This is a genomic window from Micrococcus sp. KRD026, assembly GCF_017168445.1.
GTDB classification, from domain to species: Bacteria; Actinomycetota; Actinomycetes; order Actinomycetales; family Micrococcaceae; genus Micrococcus; species Micrococcus luteus.
In genome coordinates this window covers 127,247-145,858 of sequence record NZ_JABFBA010000009.1, presented here as the reverse complement: position 1 = coordinate 145,858, position 18,612 = coordinate 127,247, and the positions used below count along the sequence as shown (strand labels likewise).

Genomic DNA, 18,612 nt, shown 5'->3' with positions numbered 1-18,612 from the left:
TCCATGTTCACGGTGTGCCCGGCCAGGGCGTCGTTGCGGCCGTACTCCGGGCCGGCCTCGACGATCTCGCGGGCCAGGGCGCCGGCCGAGGCCGCGTCCCTCACCCTGCTCGACGTCCGCGAGGACTGGGAGCGCCGCCTGCGCCGGGTCGAGGCCCCCGCGACGGTGGCCGATCGGCACGTCCCGCTCGAGGCCGTCCTCGCGGAGCCGGCGGCCCTCGCGCCCGGGCAGGACCGCGTCCTGGTGGTCTACTGCGCCGCCGGAGCCCGGTCGGCCCGGGCGCGGGACGCCGTCGTCGGGGCCGACCCGAGCGCCGGCGGGCGCGTCCTGTCCCTCGCCGGCGGCCTCGCCGCCTGGCCCGCCTGACCCCCACCCCGACGAACCCTGCGAGATGGCCCCCACCGCGGGCCGGAGGGGCCATCTCGCAGGGTTCGTTCGCACGCGCACGGGCGCGGCGGCCCTTCCGTAGACTTGCGCGGGTGAAGCCCGAAGACCTCTCCGCCCTGCTGTCCGCTGTCCTCACCGACGCCGTCGATGCCGGTGACCTCCCCGCCGCGCTGCGGGAGGAGATCACCCCCGCGCGCGTGAAGGTGGAGCGACCCCGCAGCCGCGAGCACGGCGACTGGGCCACCAACGTCGCCCTCCAGCTGGGCAAGAAGGCCGGGATGGCCCCGCGCGACCTCGCCGGGCTCGTAGCCGAGCGCCTGGCCGACAAGCCGGGCATCGCCGCCGTCGACGTCGCCGGCCCCGGCTTTCTCAACGTCACCCTGGACGCGGCCTCGGCCGGCGCCCTGGCCCGCGAGATCGTCGAGGCCGGCCCGGAGTACGGCCGCAACGACGCCCTGGCCGGGCACACCGTGAACATGGAGTTCGTCTCCGCCAACCCCACCGGCCCGCTGCACATCGGACACACCCGCTGGGCCGCGCTGGGCGACGCGATCGCCCGCCTCCTGCGCGCCTCCGGCGCGGACGTCACCGCCGAGTACTACGTCAACGACGCCGGCAACCAGATGAACGTGTTCGCCGACTCGGTCCTCGCCCGCCTGCACGGCCGCGACGTCCCCGCGGGCGGCTACCCGGGCGCGTACGTGCAGGAGCTGGCCGACGCCGTCGCCCTCGAGCACCCGGACGTGCGCGAGCTGACGGACGAGGCCGCCCGCCCGGTGGTCCGCGAGGCCGCGTACCGGCTCCAGATGCAGGACATTAAAAACACGCTCGCCGCCTTCGACGTGCACTTCGACGTGTTCACCTCGGAGCAGACGCTCCACGACTCCGGCGCGATCGAGCAGGCCGTGCAGCGGCTGCGCGCGCAGGGCCACGTCGAGGACCGCGAGGGCGCGGTGTGGCTCAAGACCACGGACTTCGGCGACGACAAGGACCGCGTGCTCATCCGCGCCAACGGCGAGCCCACCTACTTCGCCGCCGACGCCGCGTACTACCTCCACAAGCGCGACCGCGGCTTCGAGGAGAAGGTGTACCTGCTCGGCGCCGACCACCACGGCTACGTGAACCGCCTCAAGGCGATCGCCGCCGCCGCCGGCGACGACCCGGCGACGAACATCGAGATCCTCATCGGCCAGCTCATCTCGGTCAACGGCGCGAAGCTCTCCAAGCGCGCCGGCAACATCATCGAGCTCAAGGACCTCGTGGAGTGGCTCGGCCGCGACGCCCTGCGCTACGACCTGGCCCGCTACCCCGCGGACTCGCCCCTGACGATCGACCCCGAGCTGCTGCGCTCCACCACGAACGACAACCCCGTCTACTACGTGCAGTACGCCCACGCCCGCGCCTCCGGCGCGGCGCGCACCGCGCAGGCCCACGGCGTGGACCGCTCCGAGTTCGACGCCGCCCTGCTCACCCACGCCACCGAGTCGGAGCTGCTGGCCCAGCTGGCGGAGTTCCCGGCCGTCGTCGGCGCGGCGGCGCGCCTGCGCGAGCCCCACCGCGTGGCCCGACACCTCGAGGTGATCGCCGGGGCCTACCACTCGTGGTACGCCGCCTGCCGCATCGTGCCCATGCCCACCGACGACGGGACGCCGCGTCCCGTCGAGACCCTCAACCGCACCCGCCTGTGGCTCAACGACGCCACCGCCCAGGTGCTGGCCAACGGCCTCGGCCTGCTCGGCGTGACCGCCCCGGAGAAGATGTGAGCGCCCGGATGACGACGCCGCAGCCCGCCTGGCTCCCCGCGCCGGGGGACCCGGACGCGCTCGTGCCCGGCCTGTGGGCCGCCGGCGTGGACCGCGCCGCCGACGGCGAGCTCACCGTCCAGGGCCTGCGCGCGAGCGCGCTCGCCGCGGAGTTCGGCACGCCGCTGCTCGTGGTGGACGAGGACGACTTCCGCGCCCGCGCCCGCGCGTTCCGCGAGGGCTTCGACGCCGCGTTCGCCGACCTGTGCGGGGGAGCGGACGTCTACTACGCCGGCAAGTCCATGCTCACCCTCTCCACCGCCCGCTGGGCGGCCGAGGAGGGCCTGCGCGTGGACACCGCCTCCGGCGGCGAGCTGGCAATCGCGCTGGCCGCCGGCGTCGACCCGGCCCACATCGGCCTGCACGGCAACAACAAGTCGGACGCCGAGCTGCGCACCGCCCTCGAGGCGGGCGTGGGCCGGATCATCGTGGACTCGCTCGACGAGCTCACCCACCTGGCCGCGCTCGCGGCCGAGGCCGGCCGCCGCGCCCCCGTGATGCTCCGGCTGACCCCGGGCGTGCACGCGCACACCCACGACTTCATCGCCACCGCGCACGAGGACCAGAAGTTCGGCCTCTCCCTGGCCCCGGCCTCCACCGACCGGGACGGCAACGTGGCCGGCCGCTCGCCGGCCGCCGTCGCCGTGGCCGCGGCCCTGGCGGCCGAGTCGATCGACCTGCTGGGCGTGCACTGCCACATCGGGTCCCAGATCTTCGAGGCCGAGGGCTTCGGGCTGGCGGCCGGACGCGTGCTCGAGTTCCTCGCCGAGGTCAAGGCCGAGCACGGGGTGGAGCTGGCCGAGCTCGACCTCGGTGGCGGCCACGGCATCGCCTACACGGCGGTGGACGAGCCGCGCCCGGCCGCGGAGATCGCCGACGCCCTCGCCGACGACGTCCAGAAGACCGTCGAGCGCCTCGGCCTGACGTGCCCGCGCGTCTCCCTTGAGCCGGGGCGGGCCATCTCGGGCCCCGCGGGGCTGACCCTCTACACGGTCGGGGTGACCAAGACCGTGGACGCGGACGCCCCCGACGGCGGCACCGCGGCCCGCCGCTACGTCGCCGTGGACGGCGGCATGTCCGACAACCCGCGTCCCGTCCTCTACGACGCCGACTACACCGCCGTCTCCGCGCGCCGCACCTCGGAGGCCGAGCCGGTGCTCTCCCGCGTGGTGGGCAAGCACTGCGAGTCCGGCGACATCCTCGTCCGCGACGTGTACCTGCCGGCCGACCTGGGCCGCGGCGACCTGCTGGCCGTGCCGGCCACGGGCGCGTACACGCACGTGATGTCCTCGAACTACAACGCGCTGGCCCGCCCGGCCGTCGTCGCGGTCTCCGGCGGGCAGGCGCGGGTGATCATCCGTCGCGAGACGCAGGAGGACCTGTTCGCCCGCGAGGCCGATCCGCGCCTCGCCCGCTGAGGACGCGGGCGCGGCGCACCCGGCCGCCGGCCTCGAGCCCGGGTGGGTCCGTCCCGCTCTGCGGACACCGAGTGTCGCGCGGTGGGACGGGCCGGGGCGCCGCGCTAGATTCGAGGCCAGCCGGGCCGCGCGGTCGCGCGGGCCCGACCCACCCTGGATCACGGAGGACCATGCCCCAGCACACCGACGCCCCCACCGCACTCAAGGTCGCCCTGCTGGGCGGCGGGACCGTGGGGTCCCAGACCGCCCGGATCCTCACCGAGGACGCCGACATCCTGCGGGACCGCGTGGGCGCCGACCTCGAGCTCACGGGCATCGCGGTGCGGGACACGGGCGCGACGCGCGACTGGCAAGCGGACCCGGCGCTCTACACGACCGACGCCGAGGCGCTCGTGGACGGCGCGGACGTCGTCATCGAGCTGATGGGCGGCATCGAGCCGGCCCGCACCCTGATCCTGCGCGCCCTGGCCGCCGGCACGTCCGTGGTGACGGGCAACAAGGCGCTGCTGGCCCAGCACGGCGAGGAGCTGTACGCCGCGGCCGCCGCCACCGGCGCGCAGCTCAGCTTCGAGGCCGCCGTCGCCGGCGCCATCCCGATCCTGCGCCCGCTGCGCGACTCCCTGGGCGGCGACCGCGTCACCCGCGTGATGGGCATCGCCAACGGCACCACCAACTTCATCCTCGACCGGATGGACTCCGAGGGGGCGGACTTCGACGACGCCCTCGCCGAGGCCCAGCGGCTCGGCTACGCCGAGGCCGACCCGACCGCCGACGTCGAGGGCCACGACGCCGCCGCGAAGGCCGCGATCCTGGCGACCATCGCGTTCGGGGCGCCGTACACACTGGACCAGGTGGCCGTCGCGGGCATCACCGCGATCACGGCCGAGGACAACGCCGCCGCCGCGGAGGCGGGCTACGTCATCAAGCTGCTGGCGATCGCCGAGCGCGGCCGCGCCGCCGACGGCGCCGAGGGCGCGGTCCTGCGCGTGCACCCCACCCTGCTGCCGCGGGAGCACCCGCTGGCCTCCGTGCGCGGGGCGTTCAACGCCGTCTTCGTGGAGGCCGACAACGCCGGCGAGCTCATGTTCTACGGTCCCGGCGCCGGCGGCGCCCCCACCGCCTCCGCGGTGATGGGCGACGTCGTCTCGATCGCCCAGCGCATCGTGCGCGGCGGCCCGGCGCGCCTGCGCACCCCCGTCACCGCCCTGCCCGCCCTGGACCCGGCCGAGGCCCACACCTCCTTCATGGTCGTGCTGCGCGCGGCGGACCAGCCCGGTGTGCTGCGCCGCGTCGCCGGGGTGTTCGAGGAGCACGGCGTCTCCATCGAGACGCTGCGTCAGGTCCCATCTGAGCGCGAGGACGCCCCCGGCGCGTCCCTGCGGCTGATCACCCACCGTGCGCGGCAGCGCGACCTCGACGCCACCGTCGGGGCGCTCGCCGCCCTGGACGTCGTCCACGAGGTCGCGTCCGTCCTCCGAGTCGAAGGGAACTGACCCATGGCCCACCAGTGGCGCGGCGTCGTCCGCGAGTACGCCGACCGCCTGCCCGTCACCGAGGACACGCGCGTGATCACCCTCGGCGAGGGCGGCACCCCGCTCATCCACGCCCCCCACCTCTCCGAGCTGGTGCAGGGCACCGTGCACGTGAAGTTCGAGGGCATGAACCCGACCGGCTCCTTCAAGGACCGCGGCATGACCATGGCGATCACCGCCGCCGTCGCGGACGGCGCGAAGGCCGTCGTCTGCGCGTCCACCGGCAACACCTCCGCCTCGGCGGCGGCCTACGCCGCGCAGGCCGGGATCACGTGCGCCGTGCTCGTGCCCGAGGGGAAGATCTCGATGGGCAAGATGTCCCAGGCCGTGGCCCACGGCGCGGAGATCCTCCAGGTGCAGGGCAACTTCGACGACTGCCTCGAGGTGGCCCGCAAGCTGGCCGAGAACTACCCCGTGTTCCTCGTGAACTCCGTCAACCCGGCCCGCATCGAGGGGCAGAAGACCGGCGCGTTCGAGGTCGTGGACACCCTCGGCGACGCCCCGGACTACCACCTGCTGCCCGTGGGCAACGCGGGCAACATCACCGCGTACTGGAAGGGCTACCGCGAGTACGCCGCCCCCTACGTGAACCCGCACGAGGGCGCCTCGGACGCCGAGCTGCCCGCGGTGGCCACGAAGACCCCCGTGATGTGGGGCTTCCAGGCCGCGGGCGCCGCCCCGATCGTCCAGGGCCACCCCGTGACCGACCCGGACACGATCGCCACCGCCATCCGGATCGGCAACCCGGCCTCGTGGGAGCAGGCCGAGGCCGCCCGCGACGAGTCCGGCGGGATGATCGACTCCGTCACGGACGAGGAGATCCTCGAGGCCCACCGCTGGCTCTCCGCGAAGGAGGGCGTGTTCGTCGAGCCCGCCTCCGCCGCCGGCGTCGCCGGGCTGCTCAAGCACCACGCCGCCGGGAACGTGCCGGCCGGCAAGAGCTGGGTCATCACCGTCACCGGCCACGGCCTCAAGGACCCGCAGTGGGCCCTGCGCGGCGCCGACGGCGCCGACGTGACCCCGCGCTCGGTGCCGTTCGACGTGGTCACCGTCGCCCAGGCCCTCGGCCTGAGCTGAGCCATGGCCGCACCGCAGCCGCTGGCGCCCGGGACCGCCGCGTCCGTCTCCGTCCCCGCCACCTCCGCCAACCTCGGCCCCGGCTTCGACTCGATGGGCCTGGCCCTGGAGCTGCGCGACGAGGTGACGCTCACGGTCGTGGCGGGCCCCGACGTCGCGGAGGTCGTGGGGGAGGGGGAGGCCACCCTGCCGCGGGACGGCGCGCACCTGATCCTGCGCCTGGCGCACGAGCACCTGCGGGACCGCGGGTTCACCGCGCCGGGGCTGCACCTGCGCGCCGTGAACCGGATCCCGCACGCCCGCGGGCTCGGCTCGTCCGCGGCCGCCGTCGTCGCGGCCTACGCCGCGGCCGAGGCCCTGCTGCCGGCCGCGCTGCGCCGGGCGCCCGCGGACCTGCTCGAGGCGGCCACCCGCTTCGAGGGGCACCCGGACAACGTCGCCCCCGCGCTCGTGGGCGGGGCCACCGTCTCCTGGACCCGTGACGACGTCCCCGGCCCGGCCACGGCGCGGCTGCGGCTGCACGAGCGCGTGGTGCCGGTGGTCGCGATCCCGGACACCGAGCTGTCCACCCACGTCGCCCGGGGCGTGCTGCCCGCCGAGGTGCCCCACGCCGTGGCGGCGGCCCAGGCCGGCCGTGCCGCGCTGCTCGTCCACGCGCTGGCGGAGGACCCCGCGCTGCTGCCGGCCGCCACACGGGACTGGCTGCACCAGGAGCCGCGCGCCGTGACCATGCCGGCCAGCGCCGCACTGGTCGCGGGGCTGCGCGAGCGCGGCCACGCCGCCGTCGTCTCCGGCGCGGGTCCCACGGTGCTCGCGCTGTGCGACGGCGTCCAGGCGGCCGAGCACGCCGCGGAGGCGGCGCGTGCTCTGACGGCGGACGGGGCGGCCGCCTGGCGCGTGCTGGTGCCGTGCGTGGCCGTGGACGGTGTTAGGGTGGAATCACTCCACCACGGCTGACCCCACCGCCTCGCGCGGCCCGGGTCTCCGGTGCCCGGGCCTGCGACGGCCGGACGCACCGTGCGCCGTCGGCCGGAACCCCGCCGCGATCCATCCCGTGCTGCGCACGGCCGAATGCGGGACCCCCTCCGGCTCGGTCGAGTCCGGACGCCTCCGCCCCGTCACGCAGCGACTGCGCACGATCAGGGGAGGCGCCACTGCTGAGTTCACACCATGAAACCCGGTTTTCTGGGGCGCCGCTGCGCGGCCCGACCGGATGCACACCGCAGCCCGACGCGCCACGCGCCGCCGGGCCGCATTCGAGGGAGAAGGAACCTTCGTGACCGAATCCACGGAACAGACCACGCCGACGAACGGCGGTGGCCTGGCCTCGCTCAAGCTCGCCCAGCTCCAGGCCCTGGCCTCCCAGCTCGGCATCGCCGGCGGCTCGCGCATGCGCAAGGCCGACCTGGTGACCGCGATCTCCGACCACCAGCGCGGCGGCTCCGTGGCGGACCGCGACGCCGCCGAGCGCGCGGCCCAGGCCCCCGCGGCCCCCGCCGCCGAGGCCGTCCCGGCGGCCGCGTCCTCTCAGGACGCCGCCCCGGCCGCCGAGCGCCCGGCCCGCCGCCGCTCGCGCCGCGCCGACGCCGACACCTCCGCTCCGGCCGCCGTCGCCCAGGACGGGCAGCCCCAGGCCGAGGCCCGCGAGGCCCAGACCGAGCAGGGCCCCCGGGAGACCGCCTCGGACCAGGATCGGTCCGGGGGGTCCGAGACCCGCGACGAGGGCGAGGACCGCCCGCAGTCCGAGCGCCGTTCCCGCGGCCGCCGCCGCGCCGGCGACGACGACGCCCAGCAGGGTCAGGACCGTCGCTCCGACGGCGCCCAGGGCGAGGACGGCGCCGACGCGGACCGCCGCGGCGACCGGGAGGACCGTGATGACAACGGGCGCGAGAACGGCCGCGGCCGCAACGGCCGCAACGGGCGGGACCGCGACAACGGCCGCGACCGCGACAACGGCCGCGACCGCGAGAACGGCCGTGACGGCTCCCGCGAGCAGCGCGGCGACAAGTCCGAGGACGGCGGCCGGGGCGACGGCGGACGCGGGGACCGCAGCCGCCGCGACGACCGCGACGACGAGGGCGGCCGCAACCGTCGCAACCGCCGCAACCGCAACGAGCGCGGCCGCAACCGCCGTGGCCGCGGCGGCCCCGAGGTCGACGAGACCGAGCTGACCGAGGACGACGTCCTGCAGCCCGTGGCCGGCATCCTCGACGTGCTGGACAACTACGCGTTCGTCCGCACCTCCGGCTACCTGCCGGGCCCGAACGACGTCTACGTCTCCCTGGCCATGGTGAAGAAGTACGGTCTGCGCAAGGGCGACGCCGTCGTCGGCGCGATCCGCGCCCCGCGCGACGGCGAGAAGCAGCAGCACCACGGTGGCGGCTCCAACCGCCAGAAGTTCAACGCCCTGGTGAAGATCTCCTCGGTCAACGGTCAGCCCGCCGTCGAGCACCCGCAGCGCGTGGAGTTCGGCAAGCTCGTGCCCCTGTACCCGCAGGAGCGCCTGCGCCTGGAGACCGATCCCAAGCTGATCGGCCCCCGCGTGATCGATCTGGTCAGCCCCATCGGCAAGGGCCAGCGCGGCCTCATCGTCTCCCCGCCCAAGGCCGGCAAGACGATGATCCTGCAGTCGATCGCCAACGCGATCAAGACGAACAACCCCGAGGTCCACCTCATGATGGTGCTCGTCGACGAGCGCCCCGAGGAGGTCACCGACATGCAGCGGTCGGTGGACGGCGAGGTCATCGCCTCCACGTTCGACCGCCCGGCGGACGACCACACCACTCTCGCCGAGCTGGCCATCGAGCGCGCCAAGCGCCTCGTGGAGATGGGCCGCGACGTCGTCGTGCTGCTCGACTCCATGACCCGCCTGGGCCGCGCCTACAACCTGGCCGCCCCGGCCTCGGGCCGCATCCTCTCCGGCGGTGTGGACTCCTCGGCGCTGTACCCGCCGAAGAAGTTCTTCGGCGCCGCCCGCAACATCGAGAACGGCGGCTCGCTGACCATCCTGGCCACCGCGCTGGTCGAGACCGGCTCGCGCATGGACGAGGTGATCTTCGAGGAGTTCAAGGGCACCGGCAACATGGAGCTGCGCCTGTCCCGCCACCTCGCGGAGCGCCGCATCTTCCCGGCGGTGGACGTCAACGCGTCCGGCACCCGCCGCGAGGAGGCCCTGCTCTCGCAGGAGGAGGTCAAGATCATGTGGAAGCTGCGCCGGGTGCTCTCCGGCCTCGAGCAGCAGCAGGCCCTCGACCTGCTCACCAACAAGATCAAGGACACCGCGTCCAACGCCGAGTTCCTCATGCTGGTCTCCAAGACCACGCTGGGGTCCAAGGGCGACGACTGACCGTCCCGTCGCACGGCCCCGTCCCGCCCGGGGGAGCTCGTCTCCGCCGGACGGGGCGGGGCCGTCCGCGTCGGACAGCCCGGCCCCCTGAGGCCGGAGGAGGAGAGGCACGCACGTGTTCGATTCGGACCAGCGGCGCGAGGCCGTGGATCGGCTCCTGGCGGAGCATCGCGAGCTGACGGCGCGCCTGTCCGACCCGGCGGTGCACCAGGACCCGGCACTCGCCCGGCGGCTGAACCGGCGGTTCGCCGAGCTCGGCGCCGTGGTGACGGCCCACCGCGCCTGGTCGGCGGCCGCGGAGGAGCTGGCCGACGCGCGGGAGCTGGCCGCGGCCGGCGACGACGACGCGGCGGCCTTCGCGGCCGAGGTGCCCGGTCTGGAGGCGGCCGAGGCGGAGGCCGCCGAACGGCTGCGCCGGCTGCTGATCCCGCGCGACCCCGACGACGCCCGCGACGTGATCCTCGAGATCAAGGGCGGCGAGGGCGGCGAGGAGGCGGCCCTGTTCGCCGGCGACCTGCTGCGCATGTACCTGCGCTACGCCGAGTCCCGGGGCTGGAAGACGGAGATCCTCTCCGCCACGCACTCCGACCTGGGCGGCTACAAGGACGTCCACGTGGCGGTGCGGGGGAGCGCGGCCGACCCGGCCGACGGCGTCTACGCCCGGCTCAAGTTCGAGGGCGGCGTGCACCGCGTGCAGCGCGTGCCCGTCACCGAGTCCCAGGGCCGCATCCACACCTCCGCCGCCGGCGTGCTCGTGCTGCCCGAGGTGGACGCCCCGGACGAGGTCCACCTCGATCCGAACGACCTCAAAGTGGACGTCTTCCGCTCCTCCGGGCCGGGCGGCCAGTCCGTCAACACGACCGACTCCGCGGTGCGCCTGACGCACCTGCCCACGGGGATCGTCGTCTCCATGCAGAACGAGAAGTCCCAGATCCAGAACCGCGAGGCCGCGCTGCGCGTGCTGCGGTCGCGGCTGCTCGAGCGGCAGCGGGCGGAACAGGACGCCGAGAACTCCGCGGCGCGCGCCGCGCAGGTGCGCACCATGGACCGCTCGGAACGCATCCGCACCTACAACTTCCCGGAGAACCGGATCGCGGACCACCGCACCGGCTACAAGGCGCACAACCTCGACGCGGTCCTCGACGGCGACCTCGAGGCCGTGATCGCCTCCTGCCTCGCCCTCGACGAGGAGCGGCGGCTCGCCGCGCTGGGCGGGGACGCGTGAGCGCACCGGCCTGGTCCGCGCTGCTGCGCGACGCCGCCGCCCGCCTGACCGCGGTGGGCATCGACTCGCCGCGCGTGGACGCCGAGCTGCTGCTGGCCCACGTGCTCGGCCTCGACCGCGGCGCGCTGCTGGCCCGGGTGTTCGCCGGTGCCGTGGCCGAGCCCGCGCAGGCGGCGGCGTTCGAGGCGCTCGTGGGACGCCGCGCCGCCCGCGAGCCCGTCCAGCACCTGACCGGCGTCGCGCACTTCCACGGGCTCGACCTGGCGGTCGGCCCGGGCGTCTTCATCCCGCGGCCGGAGACCGAGCTGCTCGTGGAGACCGTCGTGGCCGACCTGGCCGCGCGGCCGGCGGCGGGCGTCGTGGTGGACCTGTGCACCGGCTCCGGCGCGATCGCTGCGGCCGTCGCGGCGTGGGGCGAGGCGCGGGGCCGCGCGCTCGCCGTCACCGCCGTCGAGCTCGACCCGGCGGCGGCCGACTGGGCCCGGCGGAACCTCGCCCCGCGCGGGGTCGACCTGCGACAAGGTGATGCCCTTGTCGCGTGCCCCGACCTCGAGGGCCGCGTGGACGTCGTCGTGAGCAACCCGCCCTATGTGCCCGAGGCCGAGGTGCCCGCCCAACCGGAGGCCCGACTGGACCCGGCGCGGGCGCTCTACGGCGGGGACACGCCCGGGCTGCGGATCCCGCGCGCCATCGCGCACCGGGCGGCGGACCTGCTCGCCCCGGGCGGCCTGTTCGCCATGGAGCACCACGAGACGCAGGGCCCGGCCCTCCTGTCCGCCCTCGGCGCGGACCGGCGGTTCACGGGCGAACGAGTCCACCAGGACCTCACCGGGCGAGATCGGTTCTTGACGGCGCGCCGGTCCGGCGAAGCCGCGGCGGGCGCGGAGGTGGAAGAATGACCGACGTGAGTGACTTCATCGACGTCTCGGATCCGGCCGCCCTCGAGAATGCCGTGGCCCGCGCCCGCGAGGTCCTCGCGGACCGCCGCTGCGTGGTCCTGCCCACGGACACCGTCTACGGCATCGGAGCGGACGCGTTCTCCCCGCTGGCCGTGGCCGTGCTGCTGGCCGCCAAGGGCCGTGGCCGCACCATGCCGCCGCCCGTGCTCATCGCGGACCGCCGCGTCATGGCCGGCCTCGCGTACGACGTGCCGGAGGAGGCCGAGGCCCTCGCCGAGCGCTTCTGGCCCGGCGCCCTCACGCTCATCCTCAAGTCCCAGCCCACGCTGACCTGGGACCTCGGCGAGACCCGCGGCACCGTCGCCCTGCGCGTGCCCGACGACGCGGTGGCCCGCGAACTGCTCTACGCCGTCGGCCCCATGGCCGTCTCCAGCGCGAACCGCACCGGCATGGACGCCGCCACCACCGCCGACGCCGCCCGCTCGATGCTGGGGGAGTCCGTGGCCCTCTACCTCGACGCCGGCCCCCGGGAGAGCCGGGATCCCTCGACGATCGTGGACTGCACCGTCACCCCGTTCCGCGTGGCCCGGCAGGGCTCCGTGCCCCTGGAGGAGCTGCGCGCGGTGGTGCCGGACCTGCTCGCCGAGGGCGAGGAGCCGCCGGTCGCCGCCGAGCGGATCGCGGCCGCCGACGACGCCGCCGCGGCGCGTCCCGCCGACCCGGAGGCCTGACCGGCCCCCATGCGCGCGTATCTCGTCCTGGTCGTGGTCACGGCCGTCGCCTGCGGGGCCCTGACGCCCCTCATGCGCCGGCTGGGGCTGCGCGCGCGCGTGTTCACCCCGCTGCGCCAGCGGGACGTGCACCGGCACCCCGTGCCGAAGCTGGGCGGCGTGGCCATGGCCGCAGCCGTGTTGGTGGGATTCGCCGTCGGGGGAGTCGTGCCGTTCCTCCAGGGGATCTACGCGGACGACGCCGCGATGCGCGGGCTCCTGGTCGCCGTCGCCGTCGTGCTCGTCGTGGGCATCGCCGACGACATGTGGGACCTGCGCTGGTGGGTGAAGATGGCCGGCCAGGTGCTGGCCGGACTCGCGGTGGCCCTGGGCGGGATCCGCATCGAGGCGATGCCGGTGGGCTGGATCCCGGTGGGGAACGAGACCACGCAGGTCATCCTCACGGTGTTCGCCGTGGTGCTGACGATGAACGCGATCAACTTCGTGGACGGCCTGGACGGCCTGGCGGCGGGCGTCGCGCTGATCGGCGGCTCGGCCTTCTTCGTCTACTCGTATCTGCTGACGCGGACCATCAACCAGTTCGACTACGCCAACCTCGCCACCCTGCTCATGGCCCTGCTCGTCGGCGCGTGCGTGGGCTTCCTGCCGTGGAACCTGGCCCCGGCCCGCATCTTCATGGGCGAGGTGGGGGCCATGCTCATCGGCCTGCTGATGGCCGCGGCCGCGGTCGCCGTGACCGCCGACGTCAACGCCCTGGACGGGATGCGCTTCCGCAACGTCCCCGCCTACATGCCGATCCTGCTGCCCGTAGCCGTCCTCGCCCTGCCGCTCGCGGACCTCGCCCTGGCCGTGCTGCGACGGACGGCCAAGGGCACCAGCCCCTTCTCGGCGGACCGCGGGCACCTGCACCACAAGCTCGTGGACGGCGGCTACACCCAGGCGCAGGCCGTCGCGCTGCTCTGGCTCTGGGCGTTCCTCGTGGCATGGGGTGCGGTGTCCCTGAACTTCGTGGACCCCATGATCGTCCTGCCCGTGCTCGCCGTGGCCCTGGCCGGAGCCGGCTACCTCACCCTGCATCCGATCGTGGAGCGCCGTCGCGCGGTCCGGAACGACGCCGCGGCCCACCCGGACGAGCGGGGGGACGCGTGACCGGGGCGGGAGGTCGCCGACGCCGGCGCCGCTGGGAGAACCGCCGCGGCTGGTGGGGGATCCTCGGGTGGTCCCTGGCCGCGGCGGGGGTTGCCCTGGCGATCACGTGCGCCGCGTGGCTGCTCTCCGTCGGCGGGGAGGCAGCCGGGAGCGCCCTGCTGGGCGGTGGCGCGGTGCTTGCGCTCTCGGCGCTCACCGGGGTGACGACGGCACTCGTCTGGGACCGGGCGCGCGAGGCGGCGCTGCCGGTCAGCGTGGGGCTGTTCGTGCTCAAGATCGCGGTGTTCGCGGTGCTGCTGGGGGTCCTGCCCCGCCCCGGCTGGGTCCGGGCGGACGCGGCGGCGATCGCCGCCCTCGTGACGATCCTCGTCTGGCAGGCCGCGGAGGTCCTCGTCTTCGCCCGGACCCGCCGCGGGATCTACGCCGACTGACCCGCCCGAGGGGCGAAGACACGGAGCCGCGGGCCATGCCGTGGGCCCCTTCTGCGGTACGGAGCACGGGTCACCGTTTGGTATCGTTGGCGGCGAACACTTCGACGGCGCCCATCTGCCGCCATCCGTGTCTCGCATCGCACCGGTACCCCCGCAATGTCGCGGCGCCCGCCTGTGGTCCGGGGACGAGGCTGCGGTCCCGTCGACTGCATCACTTCGGAGAGGAACCGCGTGCTGACCCTCGTGCTGGCCAACGCATCATTCGTGCCCCCCACCATCTCTGATGGTCACCTCCCGGAGATCTTCCCCTGGGGTGCGGAGTACGGCACCGGCTTCGGCAAGCAGATGCTGCTCGTCCTGCTCTCCGTGGTGCTCATCACCGCCTTCTTCGCGTGGGCCATGCGCCGTCCCCGGCTCGTGCCCGGCAAGGCCCAGTGGCTCGCCGAGTCCGGCTACTCCTTCGTCCGGAACGACATTGCGAAGGACATCCTGGGCGAGAAGAACTTCAAGCAGTGGGTCCCGCTGCTCTTCGCCATCTTCTTCTTCGTGCTGCTGAACAACCTGTTCGGCGCCATCCCGGTGCTGCAGCTGCCGACCTTCTCCCACGCGGGCGCCGCCTACGGCCTGGCCCTCATCGTCTACGCGATCTGGATCGGCGTCGGCATCAAGCGCCACGGCGTGCGCTACCTGAAGCTGGCCGTCGTGCCCTCCGGTGTGCCCGGTTGGATCCTGCCGCTGCTCGTGCCGCTGGAGATCATCTCCAACTTCATCGTGCGCCCGCTGACCCACTCCCTGCGTCTGATGGCCACCATGCTCTCCGGCCACATGATCGTGATGCTCGCCGGCGCCGGCGCCGCCTACCTGATCACGCAGACCGGCAGCCTGGCCCTGCAGGGCACCGGCATCCTGGTCATCCTCGGCTCGGTGGCCCTGTACTTCCTCGAGCTGCTGATCATGTACCTGCAGGCCTTCGTCTTCACGCTGCTGACCGCGATCTACATCCAGGGCGCGATCGACGCGAACGACCACTGATCTTCCGGGGCCGCCTCGGGCACGACCCAGGCGGCTGCGGTACGGCGGGAGAGCCCGCCACCAGTCTTCCCGGCCCTCCGCAGGAGGACCACCCGGGAGGCCGACCCTCCACAACCCGGCCGGACACCTCGGCCTCGTGAAAGGAACACCATGGAACTGCACGGTTCGCTCAACATGATCGGCTACGGCCTCGCCGCCATCGGCTCCGCCATCGGCGTGGGCCTGATCTTCGCCGCCTACATCAACGGCGTCGCCCGTCAGCCGGAGGCCCAGCGCATCCTGCAGCCGATCGCCCTCCTGGGCTTCGCGCTCGCCGAGGCCCTCGCCATCCTGGGCCTCGTCTTCGCCTTCGTCATCGGCGCCTGACGCGCCGCGTCCACGGAGCGCCCGCACGGTGAGACCGTCGGTGCTCCATCTCCACAGGACTCTTGACCGAAGGATGGTTGAAACATGATCAGCAACGGACTGATCCTCGCGGCGGCTGAGGGGGCCAACCCCCTGATCCCCAACCCGTGGGAGATCCTCGTCGTCGTGGTGGGCTTCGCCCTGCTCATGTTCATCGTCATCAAGTTCATCGTCCCGACCCTCGAGAAGTCCTACCAGGACCGTGTCGAGGCGATCGAGGGCGGTCTGGCCAAGGCTGAGAAGGCCCAGGCCGAGGCGAACGCGATGATGGCGGACTACGAGTCGCAGCTGGCGGACGCCCGCACCGAGGCGAACCGCATCCGCGAGGATGCCCGCACCGAGGCCGCCGAGATCGTGGCCGAGGCGCGCGAGCGCGCGACCGCCGAGGCGACGCGCATCTCCGAGCAGGCGCAGGCGCAGATCGCCGCCGAGCGTCAGCAGGCCGCCGCGCAGCTCAAGGGCGAGGTCGGTTCGCTGGCCACGACCCTGGCCAGCAAGATCGTGGGCGAGTCCCTCGAGGACGACGCCCGCTCGCAGCGCGTGGTCGACCGCTTCCTGGCTGACCTGGACCGTCACCAGAGCGCAGGTGTCGCCGAATGATGACGGGCGCATCGAGGGACTCCCTGGCCGCCTCCCTGGAGGCCGTCGGTCCGGTGCTGGACGAGGGCGGCGTGGCCCTGGCACGCGAGCTGTTCGGCGCGCTGGACGTGGTGGACGAGCACGGCGCCCTGCGCCGCGCCCTGACCGACCCCGCCTGGACCACCGAGCGCCGTCACGGCCTCGTCGACTCGCTGTTCGGCGCCCGGGTGACCCCCGGTGCACTGCAGGTCCTCAAGGACCTGGCCGGCCGCCGCTGGTCGGCGGAGCGCGATCTCGGGGACGCCCTCGAGACGGTGGCTGTGCACGCGGCCGCCGCGGAGGCCGCACGCGGCGGACACGCGGGCCTGGCCGCCCTCTTGGGCGAGCTGTTGGCCTTCAACCGCACGGTGGAGGACTCGCACGAGGTGCAGCGGGCGCTCACCGATCAGCACGCACCCCTCGAGGCACGGGCCGCTCTGGCCGGTCGTCTCCTGGGCGCGTCGGCCAGTCCGGCCGGCCGACTGCTGGTCGAGCGCGCCGTCTCGGCCCCGCGCGGCCTGAAGCCGTCCGCCGCTATCTGCAAGGCCGCGGACGTCGTCGCCGAGCGGCAGCGCCAGTGGATCGCCGAGGTGACCGTGGCCCGGCCGCTCGAGGCCGAGCAGCAGGAGCGGCTGGCCCTGGGCCTGCGCCGCGCCTTCGGCCGCGATCTCGTCATGGACGTGACGGTGGACCCCCACGTGGTGGGCGGCGTCCGCGTCCAGGTCGGCGACGACGTCGTCGACGGGTCCATGGCCTCGCGCCTCCACGACCTCCAGCGGCGGATGGCCGGCTGACGCCGGCTCCCGCCCGCATCCGGAACACCCACGAACGTAAGCATCATCGTCACGTCGATGATCACCAAGCACAGAGAGCAGGGACTGCAGATGGCCGAATTGACCATCAACGCTGACGATGTCCGCAATGCCTTGAACGATTTCGCGGCATCGTACGAACCGTCGGGCACCGATCGCACCGAGGTCGGCCGTGTCATCTCCGCGGCGGACGGCATCGCTCGTGTGGAGGGTCTGCCCTCCGTCATGGCGAACGAGCTGCTGCGCTTCGAGAACGGCATCCAGGGCCTGGCCCAGAACCTCGACACCCGCGAGATCGGTGTCGTCGTCCTCGGCGAGTTCCAGGAGATCCGCGAGGGCATGGAGGTGCAGCGCACCGGCGAGATCCTCTCCGTCCCGGTGGGCGACGCCTTCCTGGGCCGCGTGGTGGACCCGCTGGGCCAGCCCATCGACGACCTGGGCCCGATCGAGGCCGAGGGCCGCCGTGCCCTCGAGCTGCAGGCGCCGACCGTGACCGAGCGCAAGTCGGTCCACGAGCCGCTGCAGACCGGCATGAAGGCCATCGACGCCATGATCCCGATCGGCCGTGGCCAGCGTCAGCTGATCATCGGTGACCGCCAGACCGGCAAGACCGCGATCGCCGTCGACACGATCCTCAACCAGAAGGCCAACTGGGAGTCGGGCGACGTCGAGAAGCAGGTCCGCTGCGTCTACGTGGCCGTGGGCCAGAAGGCCTCCACCATCGCCGGCGTCCGCGCCACGCTGGAGGAGCACGGCGCCCTGGAGTACACCACCATCGTGGCCTCCCCGGCGTCCGACCCGGCCGGCTTCAAGTACCTCGCCCCCTACGCCGGCTCGGCCATCGGCCAGCACTGGATGTACGGCGGCAAGCACGTGCTGATCATCTTCGACGACCTGTCGAAGCAGGCCGAGGCCTACCGTGCCGTCTCCCTGCTGCTGCGCCGCCCGCCGGGCCGCGAGGCCTACCCGGGCGACGTCTTCTACCTGCACTCCCGGCTCCTCGAGCGCTGCGCCAAGCTCTCGGACGAGATGGGCGCGGGCTCGATGACCGGCCTGCCGATCATCGAGACCAAGGCGAACGACGTCTCGGCCTACATCCCGACCAACGTCATCTCCATCACCGACGGCCAGATCTTCCTGCAGTCGGACCTGTTCAACGCCAACCAGCGTCCCGCCGTGGACGTGGGCATCTCGGTGTCCCGCGTGGGCGGCGCCGCCCAGGTCAAGGCCATGAAGAAGGTCTCCGGCACGTTGAAGCTGGACCTGGCGCAGTACCGCGACCAGCAGGCGTTCTCCATGTTCGCCTCGGACCTGGACCCGGCCACCCGCCGCCAGCTCGCCCGCGGTGAGCGTCTCATGGAGCTGCTCAAGCAGCCGCAGTACTCGCCCTACCCGGTCGAGGAGCAGGTCGTGTCCATCTGGGCCGGCTCCAAGGGCCACCTCGACGAGGTGCCGGTGCAGGACGTGCTGCGCTTCGAGCGCGAGTTCATCGACCACCTGCGTCGCCACACCTCCGTCCTGACCGACATCGCCTCCACCGGCAAGCTCGAGGACGGCACCGTGTCCGCGCTCGAGTCGGCCGTCGCCGAGTTCTCCAAGGGCTTCCAGTCCTCCGAGGACGGCGGCGTGCAGGCCGGCCACGAGGAGCACCGCGCGATCGAGCAGGACCAGGTCGCGCAGGAGCAGATCACCAAGCAGAAGCGCTGACCGCCGGTCGGTGAGGGAGCGGTCCGGCGTCGGACCCCACG

At 73.8% G+C, this 18,612-nt stretch carries 17 protein-coding genes; all 17 read left to right on the top strand.

The window, feature by feature from the left end:
- The first annotated feature begins 63 nt into the window (after positions 1-63).
- The 17 genes from J1M40_RS03760 to atpA all read left to right on the top strand — a co-directional run bounded on the left by J1M40_RS03760 (position 64) and on the right by atpA (position 18,571).
- The gene (locus J1M40_RS03760) at positions 64-366 is read left to right on the top strand and encodes a rhodanese-like domain-containing protein (protein ID WP_342356881.1); all 303 of its coding nucleotides are present in this window, start codon (positions 64-66) and stop codon (positions 364-366) included.
- 113 nt (positions 367-479) lie between these two features.
- Positions 480-2,150 carry an arginine--tRNA ligase gene (gene argS / locus J1M40_RS03755; protein ID WP_144819454.1) on the top strand — a complete coding sequence of 557 codons (1,671 nt, stop codon included), beginning with the start codon at positions 480-482 and terminating at the stop codon, positions 2,148-2,150.
- Positions 2,151-2,158: 8 nt separating this feature from the next.
- Positions 2,159-3,607: a diaminopimelate decarboxylase gene (gene lysA / locus J1M40_RS03750; protein WP_206450482.1), complete on the top strand. Its 1,449-nt coding sequence runs from the start codon at positions 2,159-2,161 to the stop codon at positions 3,605-3,607.
- Between the two features lie 170 nt (positions 3,608-3,777).
- Positions 3,778-5,100 (top strand): homoserine dehydrogenase, encoded by a 1,323-nt coding sequence (locus tag J1M40_RS03745; RefSeq protein ID WP_049147165.1) that lies wholly within the window; start codon positions 3,778-3,780, stop codon positions 5,098-5,100.
- Between the two features lie 3 nt (positions 5,101-5,103).
- Positions 5,104-6,216 (top strand): threonine synthase, encoded by a 1,113-nt coding sequence (gene thrC, locus J1M40_RS03740; protein WP_036313078.1) that lies wholly within the window; start codon positions 5,104-5,106, stop codon positions 6,214-6,216.
- 3 nt (positions 6,217-6,219) lie between these two features.
- Positions 6,220-7,173 carry a homoserine kinase gene (gene thrB, locus J1M40_RS03735; protein ID WP_069942035.1) on the top strand — a complete coding sequence of 318 codons (954 nt, stop codon included), beginning with the start codon at positions 6,220-6,222 and terminating at the stop codon, positions 7,171-7,173.
- A 319-nt stretch (positions 7,174-7,492) separates the two neighbouring features.
- Positions 7,493-9,562 (top strand): transcription termination factor Rho, encoded by a 2,070-nt coding sequence (rho, locus tag J1M40_RS03730; RefSeq protein WP_144819456.1) that lies wholly within the window; start codon positions 7,493-7,495, stop codon positions 9,560-9,562.
- A gap of 115 nt (positions 9,563-9,677) precedes the next feature.
- Entirely contained in the window at positions 9,678-10,787 is a 1,110-nt protein-coding gene (gene prfA / locus J1M40_RS03725) for a peptide chain release factor 1 (RefSeq protein ID WP_113913906.1), read from the top strand.
- Positions 10,784-11,686, top strand: coding sequence for a peptide chain release factor N(5)-glutamine methyltransferase (gene prmC, locus J1M40_RS03720; RefSeq protein ID WP_073115743.1), 903 nt, complete (start codon positions 10,784-10,786; stop codon positions 11,684-11,686). The genes prfA and prmC overlap by 4 nt, the downstream gene beginning before the upstream one ends.
- Entirely contained in the window at positions 11,683-12,417 is a 735-nt protein-coding gene (locus J1M40_RS03715; RefSeq protein WP_049147160.1) for an L-threonylcarbamoyladenylate synthase, read from the top strand. Before prmC ends, J1M40_RS03715 begins: the two co-directional genes overlap by 4 nt.
- A 9-nt stretch (positions 12,418-12,426) precedes the next feature.
- Complete coding sequence (locus J1M40_RS03710) at positions 12,427-13,566, top strand: MraY family glycosyltransferase (RefSeq protein ID WP_049147157.1); 1,140 nt, start codon at positions 12,427-12,429, stop codon at positions 13,564-13,566.
- Positions 13,563-13,997 carry a hypothetical protein gene (locus J1M40_RS03705; protein WP_036313059.1) on the top strand — a complete coding sequence of 145 codons (435 nt, stop codon included), beginning with the start codon at positions 13,563-13,565 and terminating at the stop codon, positions 13,995-13,997. Before J1M40_RS03710 ends, J1M40_RS03705 begins: the two co-directional genes overlap by 4 nt.
- 231 nt (positions 13,998-14,228) lie before the next feature.
- Positions 14,229-15,029, top strand: coding sequence for a F0F1 ATP synthase subunit A (atpB, locus tag J1M40_RS03700; protein ID WP_002857266.1), 801 nt, complete (start codon positions 14,229-14,231; stop codon positions 15,027-15,029).
- Positions 15,030-15,179: 150 nt separating this feature from the next.
- Entirely contained in the window at positions 15,180-15,395 is a 216-nt protein-coding gene (locus J1M40_RS03695; RefSeq protein WP_002857264.1) for an ATP synthase subunit C, read from the top strand.
- A gap of 84 nt (positions 15,396-15,479) precedes the next feature.
- Positions 15,480-16,034 (top strand): F0F1 ATP synthase subunit B, encoded by a 555-nt coding sequence (locus tag J1M40_RS03690; RefSeq protein ID WP_070708776.1) that lies wholly within the window; start codon positions 15,480-15,482, stop codon positions 16,032-16,034.
- Positions 16,031-16,846, top strand: a complete 816-nt coding sequence (locus J1M40_RS03685) for a F0F1 ATP synthase subunit delta (RefSeq protein WP_144819457.1) — start codon at positions 16,031-16,033, stop codon at positions 16,844-16,846. The genes J1M40_RS03690 and J1M40_RS03685 overlap by 4 nt, the downstream gene beginning before the upstream one ends.
- A gap of 90 nt (positions 16,847-16,936) precedes the next feature.
- Entirely contained in the window at positions 16,937-18,571 is a 1,635-nt protein-coding gene (atpA, locus tag J1M40_RS03680; protein WP_036334989.1) for a F0F1 ATP synthase subunit alpha, read from the top strand.
- Positions 18,572-18,612: the final 41 nt, after the last annotated feature.